Below are 16,335 nucleotides of genomic sequence, written 5' to 3'. Positions count from 1 at the left end.
GATCTATGAAGTCTGTTTTACTACATCCTTCCTATTTTGGGCCTGTTAGCCAATGGGTCGCTTATGTAAATGCTGAAAAGGTCCTTTTTGAAAATGAGGACAATTATCAAAAGCAGACCTATAGGAACAGGATGTATATCTATGATGCTAATGGTAAACTAACACTTAACATCCCGATAAGACATAGTTCTTCGTTAGGCTTAAGTCATAAGGGGCATCAGAAATATAAGGATATCCAGATTGAAAATGATTTTGAATGGCAAAAGCAACATTGGCGAGCCTTTAAAGCGTCTTATCAAACTTCTCCGTTCTTCGAATTTTATGAAGATGAATTATATCCTATCTATCACAAAGAATTCAAATATTTATTAGATCTAAATTATCAATGCATGGAGTTTGTGGCAGATTGTCTTCAAATTGACTTCAATTTTGAAAAGTCTGATGAATTTATTCTGAAACCAAAAGACCAAACCGATTTAAGGAGTTTGATAAATGCCAAATCCAACAAGGGTTTCAGTAATACACCATATACACAGGTATTTGAGTCTAAAGAAGGATTTCTGCCTAACCTTTCTATCCTGGACCTTATCTTTAATGAAGGAAACACCGCCCTAACTTATCTACAGTCTCAGGAATTAAAGCCCAATTTTGGTTAAAACCGGGTAATGGTCTGAATAGTCGATATCCAATATCCTGAATTCATTAATTTTCATATTATTTTCTATCAAGAGAAAATCAATACGTAACGGAAAGTAATTCAGCTTAAAGCTTTTCCCAAAACCGGAGCCGGCTTCCAGAAAAGCATCATTAAATCTATCATCCTGTTTTATCAAATCATAGATATATGAAAAGCTTGTATTATTAAAATCTCCGGCGATAATGGTTCTGTAAGGCGATTTTTTTATATCGGCTAACAGTATTTCAGCTTGCTCCTGCTGAAGGGAAAATCCATACCCTATACGTCCCAGAAGCTTCTTTGAGTCTTCTTTCTGAAGATCATCAATTCCCGGTTTAATATTTAATGACTGAAAATGAACATTATAAACGCGTACCGTATCCTTTTTATCTATCACAAGGTCTGTAAAAATCGCGTTGTTATTTCCGTCGTGAGGAAAATCCAGGGAAGCCTGGTTAATGATAGGATACTTTGAAAAGATAGCAGAACCAAACTCTGCATTCTTTCCCTTCAGTTTTATATATTCATAAGGATAGACCTCAGAAAGTGCCGCAGCTCCAATATAATGCTCCTGAACACACAGAATATCCGGATTATTTTCTTTTATAAACCCGGTAATCTTTTCAGGAATATCTTTTCTATCAGACCACTCATAAGCATTGAACATTCTTACATTATAGCTCATTAATGAAAAGTCTGAGACATCTGCTCCATCAGATTCAGCTCCCGAAAACTTTACAAAACTTGTAACATGGTTATATCCAAGAATGAGAACAATTAATGAGAGTAAAACCTGCCTTTTCATTCTAAAAACCCAGTAAACCAGAAATAACGCATTGAGGATAATAAGTACCGGCACTCCGAGGCTTAACACTGAAAGTAATGGAAATGACTTAGGGGGAATAAGTGGTAGTAAATAAGAGAAAAGCAGTGCTGTTGCCGCAAGGGAATTCAGAATAAATATGAATTTATCAAAGAGTCCTAATTTCTTCATTTAGTCTTCTTTTCCGGCCTGAAACAAAAAGTCTTTTTCCTCTTTGTTTAAACTTTCATAACCACTTTTGCTAATCTTGTCCAGAATAGCATCTACCCGTTTTTGCTTTTCGTTCTTATCAAACTTGCTTTTAGTTTTTTGTGTTGTTTTTGCAGTCTTTCCTGTGCGATGAACTGTTTTCATTCGTGCTTTACGTTCCCTTGGCTTAAAAAGTGCTGCTATAGAATCCATAATATTTTCAAACCATTTCCCTATATCATTTCCTTTTTTAAGCTGATTGGTATATAAATACCCAAGTGCTGCCCCTCCCAAGTGAGCAAGGTGACCCCCCGCATTTCCCATGGGAATTTGAATAATATCCAAAACCAGTAAAAAAGCTGCGATCCACCAGAACTTTATATTTCCAATAATCATGAGCCGTACTCTCATATTTGGTATATGAGTAGCAATCCCTATCAAAACAGCCATAACCCCCGCAGAAGCTCCCATAAGATACGAACGCCCGGTGCCCTGGAAGGCAGGAAATAGGTTATAGCTTAACATATAAACCAAAGCTCCAATGATCACCCCTAAAAAATAATAATTAAGCAATCTTCTGGGAGAGAAGTAATTCAAAAAATAAATTCCGGAGAAATATAAGATCAGCATGTTCGATAAAATATGCCAGATCCCGCTATGTAGAAATGAATAGGTAATGATAGACCACGGCTTCATTAAAAATTCCATCGGTTCTTTCGGGAAAACAAACCATTCAACCAGAAATTCTGAAGGAACCTGAAAGAGATAAGCAATGGTTCTTAATAGAAAAAACAATATAAACACCAGCACATTAATAGCAATGAGCTTTTCTGTGACCGTAGCGGTCTGGATCTTATATCTAATTCTATCTGATGATCTCATCAATACCAGCGATTGTCGTTAAATTGATTCTTCTTCCAATAATACATCATTATAAAGCCGAATAAAGCCCCTCCAACGTGCGCAAAATGAGCAATGGAGCCTCCAAATAAAGAATATCCGGTGAAACCTGAAAACAAATCTAAGGCAATTATTCCGGGAATAAAATACTTGGCTTTAATTGGCACTGGCACAAAAAGCAGAAATAGTTCTACATTGGGAAACATCATTCCAAATGCTACCAGGATTCCATAAATAGCACCAGATGCTCCTACGGCCGGGGAAGAAAATGCTTCCAACATAGCTCGCAAAGTTCCTTCATCTATTCCCTCTGGGATCCTAAATCTATTAGAAGCATAGGCTTGTTCCACAAAACTCATGATTTCAGGTGGAGTCCATCCTAATTCTAGCAGCCCGTTAAATCCTTTTTGATAAGCATAATAATTAACTAAAGTATGCAAAAGTGCTGCACCTATACCGGCTGAGAAGTAAAAGAATACAAACCTCTTCTGACCCAGCATTTGCTCAATGGGGCTACCAAAGGCCCACAAAGCATACATATTAAACAAAATATGCATAAACCCACCATGCATGAACATATGGGTGATAATCTGCCAGAATTCAAAGTTTGGATTCTTAATGAACCATAATGCGAAATATTCGTACGCCACGTCACCAATTAGCTGGCTACCAATAAAGAAAATTACATTTATAATCAGGAGAACCTTTACGGTTTCTGTCATTCTTCCCATCAGGCAAATTTTTTATCCAGTTCGTCTACAGATAAAGTAGTGAACACAGTTTTATTAAATGGACTAAGCGCCGGTTCTTTACAGGCAAATAATCGGTTTACAATATGTTGTTGTTCGGCTGAATTCAATAAAGTACCTGAACGCACCGCCATAGAATTCGCTAGAGATTTTGCCAACAGATCTGTTTGTGAAAATCCGTTATCTGGGACATCCTTTTCAAAATCGGCAATGAGCTGTTCCAGTAAAATCTCCACTTCACTTTCTGAAATCAATGTGGGTATTCCGCTAATTTCAACCTCTTCTTTTTTGATAGATGAAAATACAAATCCTGTTTGTTCCAGCGAATCTTTAATCTCTTTCAACATTTCAACTTCATGCGAATTAAATTGAAGTAATAATGGAAATAAAAGCTGCTGACTTACAGCAGATGAGACTGTTATATTTTTCAATAACTCCTCATAAAGCACTCTTGTATGCGCTCTATGCTGATCTATGACCAAAATTCCACTTTTTAGGGTAGAAACAATGTATTTTTTTTGAACCTGAAAGGTAGATTTTTCTGTTTGTTCTTCCCTGGCCCCGAACAAGTTACCTGTCACCTCTTCACTCTCAAATTCAATATGACGGATGTCTATATCGGTATCAGTTTCAGACTGCATTCCTGAATAAATACTCTCCCATTCGGCAGGTTTATCTTTTCTAAAATTAGTCCCCCCCGAAAATTGTGTTTTAGAGCTCCCTTCATTCTGAAAAGGATTGAAATTACGATCTACTTCCACCTGAGGTGCATCGGCTTCCTTATTTTTATAGTCATAAGGAGTATCGAGTTCAGAATCTCGTTCAAAATCCAATATAGGAGCAACATTAAATTGACCAAGACTATGTTTTATAGAACTCTTAAGAATCGCATATAAAGCATGCTCATCATCAAATTTTATTTCGGTTTTAGTTGGATGGATATTAATATCTATAGACTTGGGATCTACTTCCAGATAAAGAAAGTAACTGGGATAGCTCTTATCTTTCAGCAAACCTTCAAAAGAAGCTGTAACGGCATGGTTTAGATAAGGACTTTTGATAAACCTGTCATTCACAAAAAAAAACTGCTCTCCGCGACTTTTTTTCGCGAATTCCGGTTTGCCAACAAATCCTGAAATCTTTGCAATTTCGGTATCTTCTTCAACAGGCACCAGTTTCTCATTGGTTTTTCCTCCCAGAATATTGGTAATACGCTGTCTAAAATTGGTTATTGGAAGCTGAAACAGTTCATTTCCGTTATGCAATAAAGAAAAACTAATATTGGGATGTGCTAAAGCCACACGTTGAAATTCATCAATGATATGACGTGTTTCCACGTTATCTGATTTCAGGAAATTACGACGAGCGGGAATATTATAAAAAAGATTCTTTACACTTATACTAGTTCCTTTAGGTGTCACAAAAGCATCCTGCGATACTACTTCACTACCCTCAACTTTAAGACAGGTACCTACCTCATCGTTTTCGGTTTTTGTTCTTAATTCTACGTGAGCAATAGCGGCAATAGAAGCTAGTGCTTCGCCACGAAAGCCTTTTGTTTTAAGGGAAAAAAGATCATCGGCTAATTTTATCTTGGAAGTCGCGTGCCTTTCAAAGCTCATTCTGGCATCGGTAAGACTCATTCCTATTCCATCATCAACGATCTGTATAAGCGTCTTGCCCGCATCTTTGATCACCACCTGAATGCGACTGGCTTTTGCGTCTATTGAATTTTCGAGAAGTTCTTTTATTACTGAGGCCGGCCGTTGCACCACTTCACCCGCAGCGATCTGGTTGGCAACGTGATCGGGCAACAGTTGAATTATGTCACTCATTTAACGGGGATTCGAGAAAATGGATAAATCAAAATCTAATATCCACAAACATATGAAAAGTAAAATAACAATAATATAAACCACTCGTCTGTTAATACTTCGGTTTCCCCGGTGACGACTGGAATCTCGTGCCTCAGCCCACTGGGAACCAAAATCTATAGCATTGGTAGTTTCTCTATATTTATTGAATTTTGAATCAAAATCATAGATATTACCAGCATCCTTACCTTTATAATAGCGTGGAGTATAGTTATACCTGGTATTTTTCCTGATTTTACCTAAATTGATTTTCAAAACTGTAGATTATTTGCTGATTCAAATTTACTCAAAATGCTTCAAAAATCCGAAGTCTTAGAGTATTAATAAAGAAAGCAATAACAATGCCGTTTTGAAGCTCTAAGAGCGGCCAGATTAGCCTTTATAAAATTTAGCATCCTTTCGTAACTGTGCCATTTTAATGGCAGCAATTGCAGCTTCAGTTCCTTTATTACCGTGTTTACCTCCACTACGTGCCCGGGATTGTTCAATATTATTATCTGTTAGAACACAAAATATCACAGGAATATCTGTTTGAACATTAAGATCCTTTATGCCCTGGGTTACGCCATCACAAACAAAATCAAAATGTTTGGTCTCTCCCTGTATAACATTACCTACAGCAACAATCGCATCCAGCATTTCAAAACTTTGCTGCATTTTTTTACAGCCATAGATAAGTTCAAAACTTCCGGGAACATTCCAGCGAACAATATTTTCCTTCTGAACCCCATTTTCTATCCACGCATCAAAGGCGCCCTGGAAAAGACCTTCCGTGATTTCTTCATTCCACTCAGAAACAACAATCCCAAACCGAAAATCTTTCGCGTTTGGGATTGTGTTTTTATCGTATTGTGAAAGGTTATTACCTTCTGTAGCCATAGTTTAGTTTAATGTGTCCGTTTTTCACATTTCTATTCTTTTGTGATCCTGAGCGAAATCGAAGGATAAAACATCTCGACTGCGCTCGATGTGACATTCAGATTCCATTTCAAGAATCCAAATAGTTTAACGAACAGTCATCTTTTAATTTTTCATTGCGCGAGCCTGACCAAGATAAATCGGCACTTTTTCTGCCTCAGGAGCATCAGAATAATCATCTTCAATTTGAAGAAGGTACTCTTCCGCAGCATCTGCCTTACCTAACTTTATCGCCGTAATAGCCGCCTTTAGTAAAAATCTTGGCGTTGTAAATGAATTAGCTCTCATTTCTGCAGCTTCTTCATAATAGCCTAAAGCTTCTTCAGCCTGCTCTAATTGCATAAAAGCATCACCAATTCCTCCGGTTGCCAAAGCAGCAAATATCTCATCGTCACTTTCAAAACCTTCTAACTGCTCGATAGCTTCCTGATATTTCCCGGTTCTAAGGTATGCAAATCCAGCATTGTAATGCGCAAGGTTTGCAGCATCAGTTCCGCCATAGTTGTCAATAATATCTAAAAATCCGTATTTACCTTCACCACCATTCAGGGCCAGGTTATATAAAGAATCACTCTGCGCTCCATTTGCCTGTAAAGCGGAAGCCATATAATTCTGAGCCTGAGACATTTCATTCGCAGCTTCATTCTGGTTTGGCTCATGAATAAAACGGTTGTATCCTAAATATCCCAAAACGGCAACAATAGCGACCCCTACAATAATATAAATATACTTTTGATTATCGGCAACCCAGGTTTCAGTCTTACTTGCTCCTTCGTCTAAAGTATTAAAAACTTCTGCCGTTGTAGACTCCTGTTCTGTAGTTTGTTCTCTTTCCTCCTTATTGGAAGGCTTGTATCCTCTTTTCTTATACGTTGCCATAAAAAATTTTTAATGCGTCGCAAAAATATAATTTTTTGTGAAAATTAAAAGATAAAATATTTGTATTTTTTGAATAATTTGGAGTCCTTTTGCAACTCAGTTCTACTTTAATCAATTATTATATTTCCAGCTGAAAAACAGCGCTTTATGCACTTAAAAAATCTTAGCCTGCTAAATTACAAGAATCTTAAGACGGCTGAATTTGATTTCGATGAAAAGATCAACTGCCTTGTTGGAAATAACGGGGTGGGAAAAACGAATGTTTTGGATAGTATTTATCTACTCTCCTTCGGAAAAAGTTATTTTAACCCAATTACCTCTCAGAATATCAATCATGATTCAGATTTTTTTGTGGTTGAGGGCGAATTCAAAAAAAATGATAAAGCCGAAAAGATCCTTGCCAGCGCCAAAAAAGGTCAGAAAAAGATTATAAAAAGAAATAATAAGGCTTACGAGAAAGTAAGTGATCATATTGGTTTTATTCCTACTGTAATCATTTCACCGGCAGACAGGGATTTGATAATTGAAGGATCTGAAACCCGAAGAAAATTTATGGACGGAGTGATCTCGCAAAGTGATCAGTCTTATTTGAATAAACTTCTACAATACACTAAATTGGTATCACAGCGAAATTCGCTTTTAAAATATTTCGCTGCCAACAATACTTTTGAAAGAGATACACTGGAAGTCTATAATCTTCAAATGAGTAGTCTAGGCCAGGATCTTTTTGAAAAGCGCAAAGAATTTCTAAAAGAATTTATTCCAATTTTTAATAAGAGATATGCTGATATCACCAATAATAAGGAAATAGTTGATATAAATTATAAGAGTCAGCTTTTTGATAATTCGCTTGCAAATCTGCTGGAAGAGAACCTTCAGAAGGACATGGCTTTACAATACACTTCCGTCGGAACGCATAAAGATGATCTTAGTTTTGAGATTGAAGGTCATCCGATTAAAAAATTCGGTTCTCAGGGACAACAAAAATCATTTTTGATTGCTTTAAAATTAGCTCAGTTCGACTTTATAAAAAAGATAAGCAAAGTGAATCCTATTTTGCTTTTGGATGATATTTTTGATAAACTGGATGAAAACCGGGTTGCCCATATCGTAGCATTAGTAGCTACTGATGAATTGGGACAAATATTCTTAAGCGATACTCATGCCGAGAGAACCGAAAAAGTGGTTAAAAGCAGTAATCAATCTTATAAAATATTCAAGCTTTGAAAAAACTGATCTTATTATTTTCAATTTTCACAATCGTTTCTTGTTCAGATAAAGATCCGCATGAACAATTGAAAAACCTCAACGGTTACTGGCAAATTGAGAAAGTAGAAATAGAAAATGATTCTGTCGTAGAATATGGACTGAGTCAGTATATAGATTATATAAAAGTGAAAGACACCGTAGGTTTCAGGAAGAAACTTAAACCAAAAATTGATGGTGGTTTTATTAAAGCTTCTAACGATTCAGAAAAAATTACCGCCAAAATTGAAGAAAATAAGCTTATACTATATTATTCCACTCCGTTTGATGAATGGAAAGAAGAAGTTTTGGAAGCCACTGAAGAAAATTTAGTGGTCTTAAACAGAGACGATAAAAAATACTACTACCAGAGATACGAACCTTTACTAAGCAAAAATGAAGAAGAAACGAAAGAATGAGGAGATGAAATTGGGCGATTTGCTCAAAAGTTTCGTTGATGAGAACAAACTGGATAAAAAAGGCCTTAATGAGGTTAAAGTTCGGGATGTTTGGAATAACCAGATGGGTCCGGCAATAGAAAAATATACTACCGGATTAAAACTCAAGAATGACACTCTTTTTGTACAATTAAGTTCTTCAGTTCTGCGAGAAGAATTAAGTTATGGCAAGGAAAAAATCATTAGAAACCTCAACGAAGCAATGGGTAGGGATCTTATTTCTAAACTTGTTTTGAGGTAGTGAATAGTGAGGTAGTGAGCTTTTAAAATTAACTGTCACTGCGAAGGAATGAAATGACTGAAGCAGTCTAATTATTCCAATTATCGTAATTAAGATTGCCTCATTCCCTTTCGCTTCGCTTGCAATGACTGTCAGCCTGAGCGCAGTCGAAGGCAGGTTAAAACTTCGACTGCGCTCAGTTTGACAAATTTCAACAAAAGGCATAAAAAAACCGGACTTCGACAAGCGAGTCCGGCATTTTTATAATAATATGTTTTATACTTAAAACATTTCTCTACCTGCAAAATGAAAAGCACCTTCAATTTGTGCATTTTCATCGCTATCACTTCCGTGAACGGCATTTTCTCCAATGCTCTTTGCATATTTTTTTCTGATAGTTCCTTCAGCAGCATCCTCTGGGTTTGTAGCGCCAATAAGGGTTCTGAAATCTTCTACGGCATTGTCTTTTTCAAGAATAGCCGCAACGATAGGACCACGAGTCATAAACTCAACTAATTCCCCGAAGAATGGACGCTCATTATGCACTGCATAAAAAGTCTCAGCATCTCTCTGAGTCATTTGAGTAAGTTTCAAAGCTACGATTCTAAATCCTGAAGCTGTGATCTGGTCCAATATTCCACCAATATGCCCGTTCTCAACTGCATCTGGCTTAATCATGGTGAATGTTCTATTATCTGCCATTGTATGGTTTTTAAATTTGCTGCAAAAATAAATAATTCCTTACCATATACAAGTGCTTTCAGCTTTTATGTTCAACTACTGAAATTCAAGCAAATAATCCTGCTGTAACTTATTATTCAATCCTCTCATTTCAAGACGTACTTCATTCTTATCAAAATTGAATCTTAACATCCCAAAACTTTTATTTTTCACCACCTCTCCTACTCTATATTGATTGGGTTCTCCGCTGAATTCTTCGTAGGTATGCGTAAGTCCGCTGGAAGTAAAATCAATTAAAGGATAATTTAGACCACTAACTTCGGTTGCTGAAAATTCTGAAATATGCCGATCACCACTTAACAGAATTACATTTTTAACTTTAGAAGCAACAATAAGATCCTTCAATTTTTCAACTTCCATAGGAAAATTTCCCCAGGTTTCAAATCCGTGTTCTGCTGATAGTATCTGAATACTGGAAAGAATTACGTTAAAATCTACCTCACTATTTCCAAGTTCCGCTTCCAGCCAGCTCCACTGTTCTTCTCCAAGCACTGTTCCTGTTGAAGGTTCATATCTTTTATTAGGATCTTCGCTTTTGATCAATTCATCTCTGAAGTACCTCGTATCCAATAAAATTACTTTCACATTCCCTTTTTCAGTTTTAAAAATTTCAGAATGATAAATGCCTTCCCTACTCCTGCGCGGACTTTCTTCAGAAACCTCCATAAAGTCTAAGAATAACTGCTGACTTCTATTTTTAAAATGCCATTCTTCACCACCATCATTCAGTCCGTAATCATGATCATCCCATATTCCAAGTACCGGCACTTGATTAAGTAATTTCTGATAGTTCCGATTATTTTTTTGTTTCTGATATGCAGCTTTCATAATTTCAGCATTATCGGTATCAGAATAAATATTATCTCCGCCCCATAAAAAAACGTCGGGATGATTTTTCAGAATAGGTTTCCATAACAATTGTGACTCATCCTCCCGATTACAACTTCCAAAAGCAATGACGAAATCTGATTCAGTTTCTTTATTTGCCGAAGATGAACTTCCGCAGGATAAGATTAGAAAAAGTACAGGTAATATTTTGAATAATATTTTCATTAGTTGGTTTTTGCAACACAAATTTAAAGCTTCTGATATTTCTTAAGTATTATTAAATTGTATATTTAGCCCTGAATATGATAGATACAAGAATACTTGAAATAACGGCCGAACTGGCCAAAGCTGAGAATATAGTTATTGTCCCCCATAAAGGTCCTGATGGTGATGCGATGGGTTCTACACTTGGACTCATGCATTTCTTGCGAGACAAAGGTCATAACGCGACGGTAATTGCGCCAAATGATTATCCTCATTTTTTAAAATGGTTGCCGGGAAATGAAAAAGTGATCATTTACGAATCTGATAAAGAAAAAGCCGATGCACTTATTGCTGAAGCTCAGATAGTGTTCACTTTAGATTTTAACAACCTTTCCAGATGTGGGTCTATGCAGGAATCTCTTTTGGCATCAGATGCTGTTTTTGTTATGATAGATCATCATCAAGAGCCTTCAGACTATGCCGATTATACGTATAGTGACTCTAAAATGAGTTCTACCTGTGAGATGGTATATAAATTCATAGATAAATTAAGAGCCAGCAAGAAAATTACTCCGGAAATTGCTACCTGTCTTTATACGGGGATCATGACAGATACCGGATCTTTTCGTTTTAGCTCCACTTCCAGTGATACTCATAAGGTTATTGCAGATCTAATTGATAAAGGAGCTGAAAATGATCAAATTCATAATAATATTTATGACACCAATTCTGAAAATAAACTGCAATTATTAGGTACAGCCCTTCAGAATTTAAAAGTGAATAAAGAATTAAGAACTGCCTATATAAGCCTTTCACAAGAAGAACTGAACAAACATAGTTTTAAGAAAGGAGATACTGAAGGCTTTGTAAACTACGGTCTTTCCCTTGACGGAATAATATTCGCTGTAATATTCATCGAGAAAGAGAACGAAGATCTTATAAAAATGTCATTTAGGTCTAAAGGAGATTTTGACGTAAATAAATTTGCCCGTGCTCATTTTGAGGGCGGCGGTCATATTAATGCTGCCGGAGGAAAAAGTGACATCTCGCTGAATGACACCATTGTAAAGTTTAATGATATCTTGCCTCAATACTCAGAACAGCTAAAAAAATGAGAATTCTAAGTGTTATAATGCTGATCTTTTTAGCCATCGGTTGTAAATCTCCCGAAGCACGACGTCCTGTTTCTCAAAATAGCGGCTCCTACATTGATGAGTCTGTAGAAAGAAACAAAGAAATGATCGCCAGGGATGAAGATTACATCAAGCAGCAAATGGGAAAAGATCCTGATACGGAGTACCTAACCTCTGCAGATGGATTCTGGTATTTCTACAATAATAAATCAACAGATAGTTTAAACACAAAAACGCCTCAATTTGGAGATATAGTAGTTTTTGACTATTCAATTTCAAGTATAGAGGGAACTTCTATTTATGCCGAAGGCGAAAAACCTACCCGTGAATATACCATGGATAAGGAGAAACTATTTACCGGATTAAGACAGGGCTTAAAATTGATGAAGGAAGGCGAAACTGTAACTTTTCTCTTCCCCTCTCATAAAGCTTTTGGATATTACGGCGATAAAGATAAAATTGGTAGTAATGTACCAATTACCGCAAAAGTTACTTTGCACAATATAAAAGAGGAATCGACCAACGAAATCGATAATTAAGAATGAAGTGCGCCAAAACGAATTTCGGTTGATGATCGAAATGACATTTGGCATCCCGAAACTTCAGGATCACATGACAAACAGAAAAATCAAAAATTACAGATGAAAACAAAAAGTATTTTTTTACTACTAGCAGTAGCAGTATCCCTATTTTCTTGCAACGACGAATATCCGGAATTAGAAGATGGTATGTATGCCGAATTCAATACTTCAATGGGACCGGTAATTGCCGAACTATATTTTGAAGAAACTCCCATGACTATCGCCAGTTTTGTATCTCTTACGGAAGGGACGAGCAAAATGGCCGACAGTACTTACAAAGACAAAAAATATTATGACGGACTTATTTTTCACCGGATTATTGATGGCTTCGTGATCCAGGGTGGAGATCCTACCGGAACTGGTAGCGGTGGCCCAGGTTACAAATATCCTGACGAATTTGTAGACTCTTTAAGTCACGATTCAAAAGGAATACTTTCTATGGCCAATGCAGGTCCCGGAACAAATGGAAGTCAGTTTTTTATCACCTTAGGACCAGTTGCGCAATTGGATGGAAAACATACCGTTTTCGGAAAAGTAGTGAAAGGTCAGGATGTGGTAGATTCTATTGGAAAAGTGGAGACCGGACCTCGTGATCGTCCCACCAAAGACATTGTTATGAACGAAGTGAATATTATTCGTAAAGGAAGTGCAGCCAAGAATTTTGACGCTCCGAAAGTTTTTGAGAATCAATTAGCTGAAATTGATGCTGAAAAAGAAGCTGAAGCTAAAAAGAAGCAGGAAATGGCTGCAAAAAAGAATGAAGAATTTAAGTCTCTGGAAGAAAAAGCAGATTCTTTAGACAGCGGTTTAAAGATCTATTTTGAAAATAAAGGAGAAGGTGAAAAACCGAAAAATGGTCAAAAAGTAAAGGTATCCTACGAAGGTTATTTCGCTGATGGTACCATTTTCGATACCAGCAAAAAAGAACTTGCTCAGGAAATGGGAATTTATGATCATCGTAGAGATACCAGTGGTCAATATGGCCCTATGACTACAGTTTATGGTCCGGATGCTCCAATGATTCCTGGTTTTAAAGATGCTTTGCAGGAAATGAAAGTTGGAGATAAAGCAGTGGTATTTATACCAAGTGCAATGGGATATGGTGAAAGAGGCGCTGGTGGTGTTATTCCTCCAAATACCGACCTTATCTTTAAAATTGAGATGGTCGAAATAGTTGACAGTTCTAAATAATTAAATAATTAATTATTAAAAAAGCCCTCAGGAATATTCCTGAGGGCTTTTTATTTTCGTAGTCTTTAATTCTAATTTTCAGGAATATTTTTTAAAACTTCCAGTAAAAATTTCCAGTATTTCTGAGCAGATTTTACGCTGGCTCTTTCATCTGGAGAGTGCGCTCCCCTAATAGTTGGACCAAAAGAAATCATATCCATATTAGGATAGTGACTTCCAATAATTCCACATTCTAATCCTGCATGACAGGCAGCAATATCAGCTTTTGAACCATTTACATTCTGGTAAATTTCATCTAAAGTTTTCAAAATTGCAGAATCACTGTTTGGTGCCCAGCCGGGATATTCACCGGAAAGTTTTACCTCAAAACCGGCCAACTCAAATACAGCTTTTAAAGAATCAGCAAGATCATCTTTGCTGGATTCAACCGAGCTTCGGGTAAGACATTTTATATGTACTTCTCCATCTTTCAGTGCAACTTTTGCCACATTATTGGAGGCTTCCACCAAACCTTCAATTTCAGGACTCATTCTATACACTCCGTTGTGTGCTGCTGCAAGTGCGAGCAAAATGTCTTTCTGTGATTTAAGATCCATCACTGAATTTTGAGAAGTGGTTCTCTGTAGCTCTATAGAAAGGTTTGGTTCCAAAGAAGCATATTCAGATTTGATCGCTTTTGCTCTCGACTCGAATTCTTTTTTAAAACTTTCTTCTTCTGTATCTGGTAAAGCTATGATCGCTTCACTTTCTCTTGGAATGGCATTTCTTAAGCCTCCACCATTAATTTCAGAAACTCTCATTTTAAGGTCTTCCGAAGTATTAAGCAGTAAACGATTCATCAACTTATTCGCATTCCCGAGGCCTTTGATAATATCCATCCCGGAGTGTCCGCCGCTCAAACCTTTCACTTTTACCGAATAGCTTCGGTAAGTTTCAGGCATTTTTTCTTCTTCATATTTCTTTATCGCAGTAATATCCACACCCCCGGCACATCCAATGCCTATCTCGTCATCTTCTTCAGTATCAAGATTCAACAAAATATCACCTTCTAAAAGATCTGGACTTAAACCTTTAGCCCCGGTCATCCCGGTTTCTTCGTCTATTGTGAACAAGGCTTCGATGGCAGGGTGCTCTATAGAATCACTTTCAAGAATCGCCATCATAGTGGCAACCCCAAGGCCGTTATCGGCACCAAGCGTAGTTCCTCTGGCACGAACCCAGTCTCCATCAACATACATCTCTATACCTTGAGTATCAAAATTGAAATCTGTATCGTTATTTTTTTGATGCACCATATCCAGGTGAGCCTGTAGAACGATCTTTTTTCGGCTTTCCATTCCTTTGGTTGCAGCTTTGTAGATCACCACATTTCCAACACTATCCACTTCAGTCTTGAGATCCAGGTTGTTCCCGAAATTCTTAATAAACTCTATAACTCGCTCTTCTTTCTTGGATGGCCTTGGAACGGCATTTAGGTCTGCAAATTTGTTCCATAATACTTTGGGTTCCAGCGCCCTTATTTCTTCATTCATTGATCTAAATTTTGGTATCTTCACAAAGGTATTCGATTTTACCGAACTCTAAAATTTGAGGCCTGCCGAATATTTGTATTTTTAAGCCGTGAAGAGAAAATCTATCCTGCTACTAGCTATCCTGTTACCGGTTCAAATTATAGGTATTAACATACTTTCCGGACATGCCAATTTCGTCGAAGAATATTATTCCAATGGCGTATATCCTGTTATTTCTAAAATAATGCGATATAGTTTAGGATGGATTCCTTTTTCTATAGGAGACTTTCTCTATGCCGCACTTATTATTCTTTTGATCTTATGGCTAATTAGAAGACTTAGGCATAAATTCAAAAATCCGAAGATCTGGATCCCTGATGCCCTAGCGAGCCTTTCTATTATTTATTTCTGTTTTCATTTATTCTGGGGTTTCAATTATTATAGACTTCCGCTCCATGAGAGCCTGGAAATCGAAAATGATTATACTACGGAAAAACTTATTAAACTAACGGAGACGCTCATTTCAAGATCGAATAAGATACATTCAGAATTAGCCGAAAATGACTCTACCAAAGTTGATTATCAATACACAAAAAATGAATTGTTCAATATCACGCTCGAAGGTTACGATCATATAGAAAATGAATTTCCGGAACTGGCCTATAATGGTTTCGCTTTAAAAAGATCTTTATATAGTTTACCCCTCACCTATATGGGTTTTAATGGATATTTAAATCCTTTAACGAATGAAGCACAGGTAAACACCCTAATTGTACCTTATAAAATACCAACCACGGCAAGTCATGAAGTTGGTCATCAGTTAGGTTTTGCCAAGGAAAATGAAGCAAATTTTATCGCCTGTCTGGTTACTATGAACCATCCAAATAAGAAATTTCGGTATTCCGGATATACTTTTGCGCTTAGTTATTGCTTAAGTGAACTTTATAGGCGAGATCAGGCTAAGGCCGAAGAACTCATTGCAACCATGAATGTTGGAATTCTCGAAAATTATAGAGAGGTAGATGAATTCTGGAGGCAGCATACCAATCCATTCGAGCCTATTTTCAAAGCAACTTATAACAGATATCTCATTGTAAATAATCAGTCAGACGGAATGAAAAGTTATAGCTACGTGGTTGCATTACTGGTAAATTATTTCGATGACACTCGAAACGCACTATAATTCCTCTGAATTTATTCAAATTTTAGTACTTT

The 16,335-nt window shown here is 36.8% G+C and carries 18 protein-coding genes; 8 read left to right on the top strand and 10 right to left on the bottom strand.

All coding sequences use genetic code 11. The features are described 5' to 3' along the window. Window positions 1-5: 5 nt before the first annotated feature. Window positions 6-656 (top strand): WbqC family protein, encoded by a 651-nt coding sequence (locus GFO_RS03805; RefSeq protein WP_011708714.1) that lies wholly within the window; start codon window positions 6-8, stop codon window positions 654-656. Here the strand turns inward: GFO_RS03805 and GFO_RS03800 are convergent. From GFO_RS03800 to GFO_RS03770, 7 genes are all read right to left on the bottom strand, one after another. Continuing rightward, window positions 636-1,670: an endonuclease/exonuclease/phosphatase family protein gene (locus tag GFO_RS03800; protein WP_011708713.1), complete on the bottom strand. Its 1,035-nt coding sequence runs from the start codon at window positions 1,668-1,670 to the stop codon at window positions 636-638. The two genes, GFO_RS03805 and GFO_RS03800, sit on opposite strands and share 21 nt — an antisense overlap. Then, window positions 1,671-2,570, bottom strand: coding sequence for a rhomboid family intramembrane serine protease (locus GFO_RS03795; RefSeq protein ID WP_011708712.1), 900 nt, complete (start codon window positions 2,568-2,570; stop codon window positions 1,671-1,673). Next, entirely contained in the window at window positions 2,570-3,319 is a 750-nt protein-coding gene (locus GFO_RS03790; protein WP_011708711.1) for a rhomboid family intramembrane serine protease, read from the bottom strand. The genes GFO_RS03795 and GFO_RS03790 overlap by 1 nt, the downstream gene beginning before the upstream one ends. Then, window positions 3,319-5,172, bottom strand: a complete 1,854-nt coding sequence (gene mutL, locus GFO_RS03785; RefSeq protein ID WP_011708710.1) for a DNA mismatch repair endonuclease MutL — start codon at window positions 5,170-5,172, stop codon at window positions 3,319-3,321. The genes GFO_RS03790 and mutL overlap by 1 nt, the downstream gene beginning before the upstream one ends. Beyond that, window positions 5,173-5,466, bottom strand: coding sequence for a hypothetical protein (locus GFO_RS03780; RefSeq protein WP_011708709.1), 294 nt, complete (start codon window positions 5,464-5,466; stop codon window positions 5,173-5,175). A 117-nt stretch (window positions 5,467-5,583) separates the two neighbouring features. Next, the gene (gene ribH / locus GFO_RS03775) at window positions 5,584-6,090 is read right to left on the bottom strand and encodes a 6,7-dimethyl-8-ribityllumazine synthase (RefSeq protein WP_011708708.1); all 507 of its coding nucleotides are present in this window, start codon (window positions 6,088-6,090) and stop codon (window positions 5,584-5,586) included. A gap of 144 nt (window positions 6,091-6,234) precedes the next feature. After that, on the bottom strand, window positions 6,235-7,008 hold the full coding sequence (locus GFO_RS03770; RefSeq protein ID WP_011708707.1) for a tetratricopeptide repeat protein: 774 nt from the start codon (window positions 7,006-7,008) through the stop codon (window positions 6,235-6,237). 147 nt (window positions 7,009-7,155) lie between these two features. Here GFO_RS03770 and recF point away from each other — a divergent pair, with 147 nt between their 5' ends. From recF to GFO_RS03755, 3 genes are read left to right on the top strand one after another with little or no spacing between them, the layout of a single operon-like run. Then, the gene (recF, locus tag GFO_RS03765) at window positions 7,156-8,235 is read left to right on the top strand and encodes a DNA replication/repair protein RecF (protein WP_011708706.1); all 1,080 of its coding nucleotides are present in this window, start codon (window positions 7,156-7,158) and stop codon (window positions 8,233-8,235) included. Further along, window positions 8,232-8,672: a lipocalin-like domain-containing protein gene (locus GFO_RS03760; RefSeq protein ID WP_011708705.1), complete on the top strand. Its 441-nt coding sequence runs from the start codon at window positions 8,232-8,234 to the stop codon at window positions 8,670-8,672. Before recF ends, GFO_RS03760 begins: the two co-directional genes overlap by 4 nt. Then, window positions 8,650-8,952 (top strand): DciA family protein, encoded by a 303-nt coding sequence (locus GFO_RS03755; RefSeq protein WP_011708704.1) that lies wholly within the window; start codon window positions 8,650-8,652, stop codon window positions 8,950-8,952. Before GFO_RS03760 ends, GFO_RS03755 begins: the two co-directional genes overlap by 23 nt. Before the next feature lie 261 nt (window positions 8,953-9,213). Here GFO_RS03755 and GFO_RS03750 read toward each other — a convergent pair whose 3' ends face one another. Further along, complete coding sequence (locus GFO_RS03750) at window positions 9,214-9,633, bottom strand: nucleoside-diphosphate kinase (protein WP_011708703.1); 420 nt, start codon at window positions 9,631-9,633, stop codon at window positions 9,214-9,216. Between the two features lie 75 nt (window positions 9,634-9,708). Next, the gene (locus tag GFO_RS03745; RefSeq protein ID WP_011708702.1) at window positions 9,709-10,725 is read right to left on the bottom strand and encodes an alkaline phosphatase D family protein; all 1,017 of its coding nucleotides are present in this window, start codon (window positions 10,723-10,725) and stop codon (window positions 9,709-9,711) included. A 77-nt stretch (window positions 10,726-10,802) separates the two neighbouring features. On the opposite strand from GFO_RS03745, the gene GFO_RS03740 reads away from it, so the two are divergent. The 3 genes from GFO_RS03740 to GFO_RS03730 all read left to right on the top strand — a co-directional run bounded on the left by GFO_RS03740 (window position 10,803) and on the right by GFO_RS03730 (window position 13,609). Next, window positions 10,803-11,819 (top strand): DHH family phosphoesterase, encoded by a 1,017-nt coding sequence (locus GFO_RS03740; RefSeq protein ID WP_011708701.1) that lies wholly within the window; start codon window positions 10,803-10,805, stop codon window positions 11,817-11,819. After that, window positions 11,816-12,376: a gliding motility-associated peptidyl-prolyl isomerase GldI gene (gldI, locus tag GFO_RS03735; RefSeq protein WP_011708700.1), complete on the top strand. Its 561-nt coding sequence runs from the start codon at window positions 11,816-11,818 to the stop codon at window positions 12,374-12,376. Before GFO_RS03740 ends, gldI begins: the two co-directional genes overlap by 4 nt. Before the next feature lie 102 nt (window positions 12,377-12,478). Beyond that, window positions 12,479-13,609, top strand: a complete 1,131-nt coding sequence (locus tag GFO_RS03730; protein WP_011708699.1) for a peptidylprolyl isomerase — start codon at window positions 12,479-12,481, stop codon at window positions 13,607-13,609. Between the two features lie 71 nt (window positions 13,610-13,680). Here the strand turns inward: GFO_RS03730 and GFO_RS03725 are convergent, their stop codons facing one another. Next, window positions 13,681-15,141: an aminoacyl-histidine dipeptidase gene (locus GFO_RS03725; RefSeq protein WP_011708698.1), complete on the bottom strand. Its 1,461-nt coding sequence runs from the start codon at window positions 15,139-15,141 to the stop codon at window positions 13,681-13,683. Between the two features lie 88 nt (window positions 15,142-15,229). On the opposite strand from GFO_RS03725, the gene GFO_RS03720 reads away from it, so the two are divergent. Beyond that, window positions 15,230-16,303 carry a DUF3810 domain-containing protein gene (locus tag GFO_RS03720; protein WP_041249996.1) on the top strand — a complete coding sequence of 358 codons (1,074 nt, stop codon included), beginning with the start codon at window positions 15,230-15,232 and terminating at the stop codon, window positions 16,301-16,303. The last annotated feature ends 32 nt before the right edge of the window (window positions 16,304-16,335 follow it).

Origin of the sequence: Christiangramia forsetii KT0803 (assembly GCF_000060345.1) — a bacterium.
In the GTDB taxonomy this organism is placed as follows: Bacteria; Bacteroidota; Bacteroidia; order Flavobacteriales; family Flavobacteriaceae; genus Christiangramia; species Christiangramia forsetii.
Note: the sequence above shows the minus strand (reverse complement) of the source record. Positions and strands in the feature narration are given on the sequence as shown.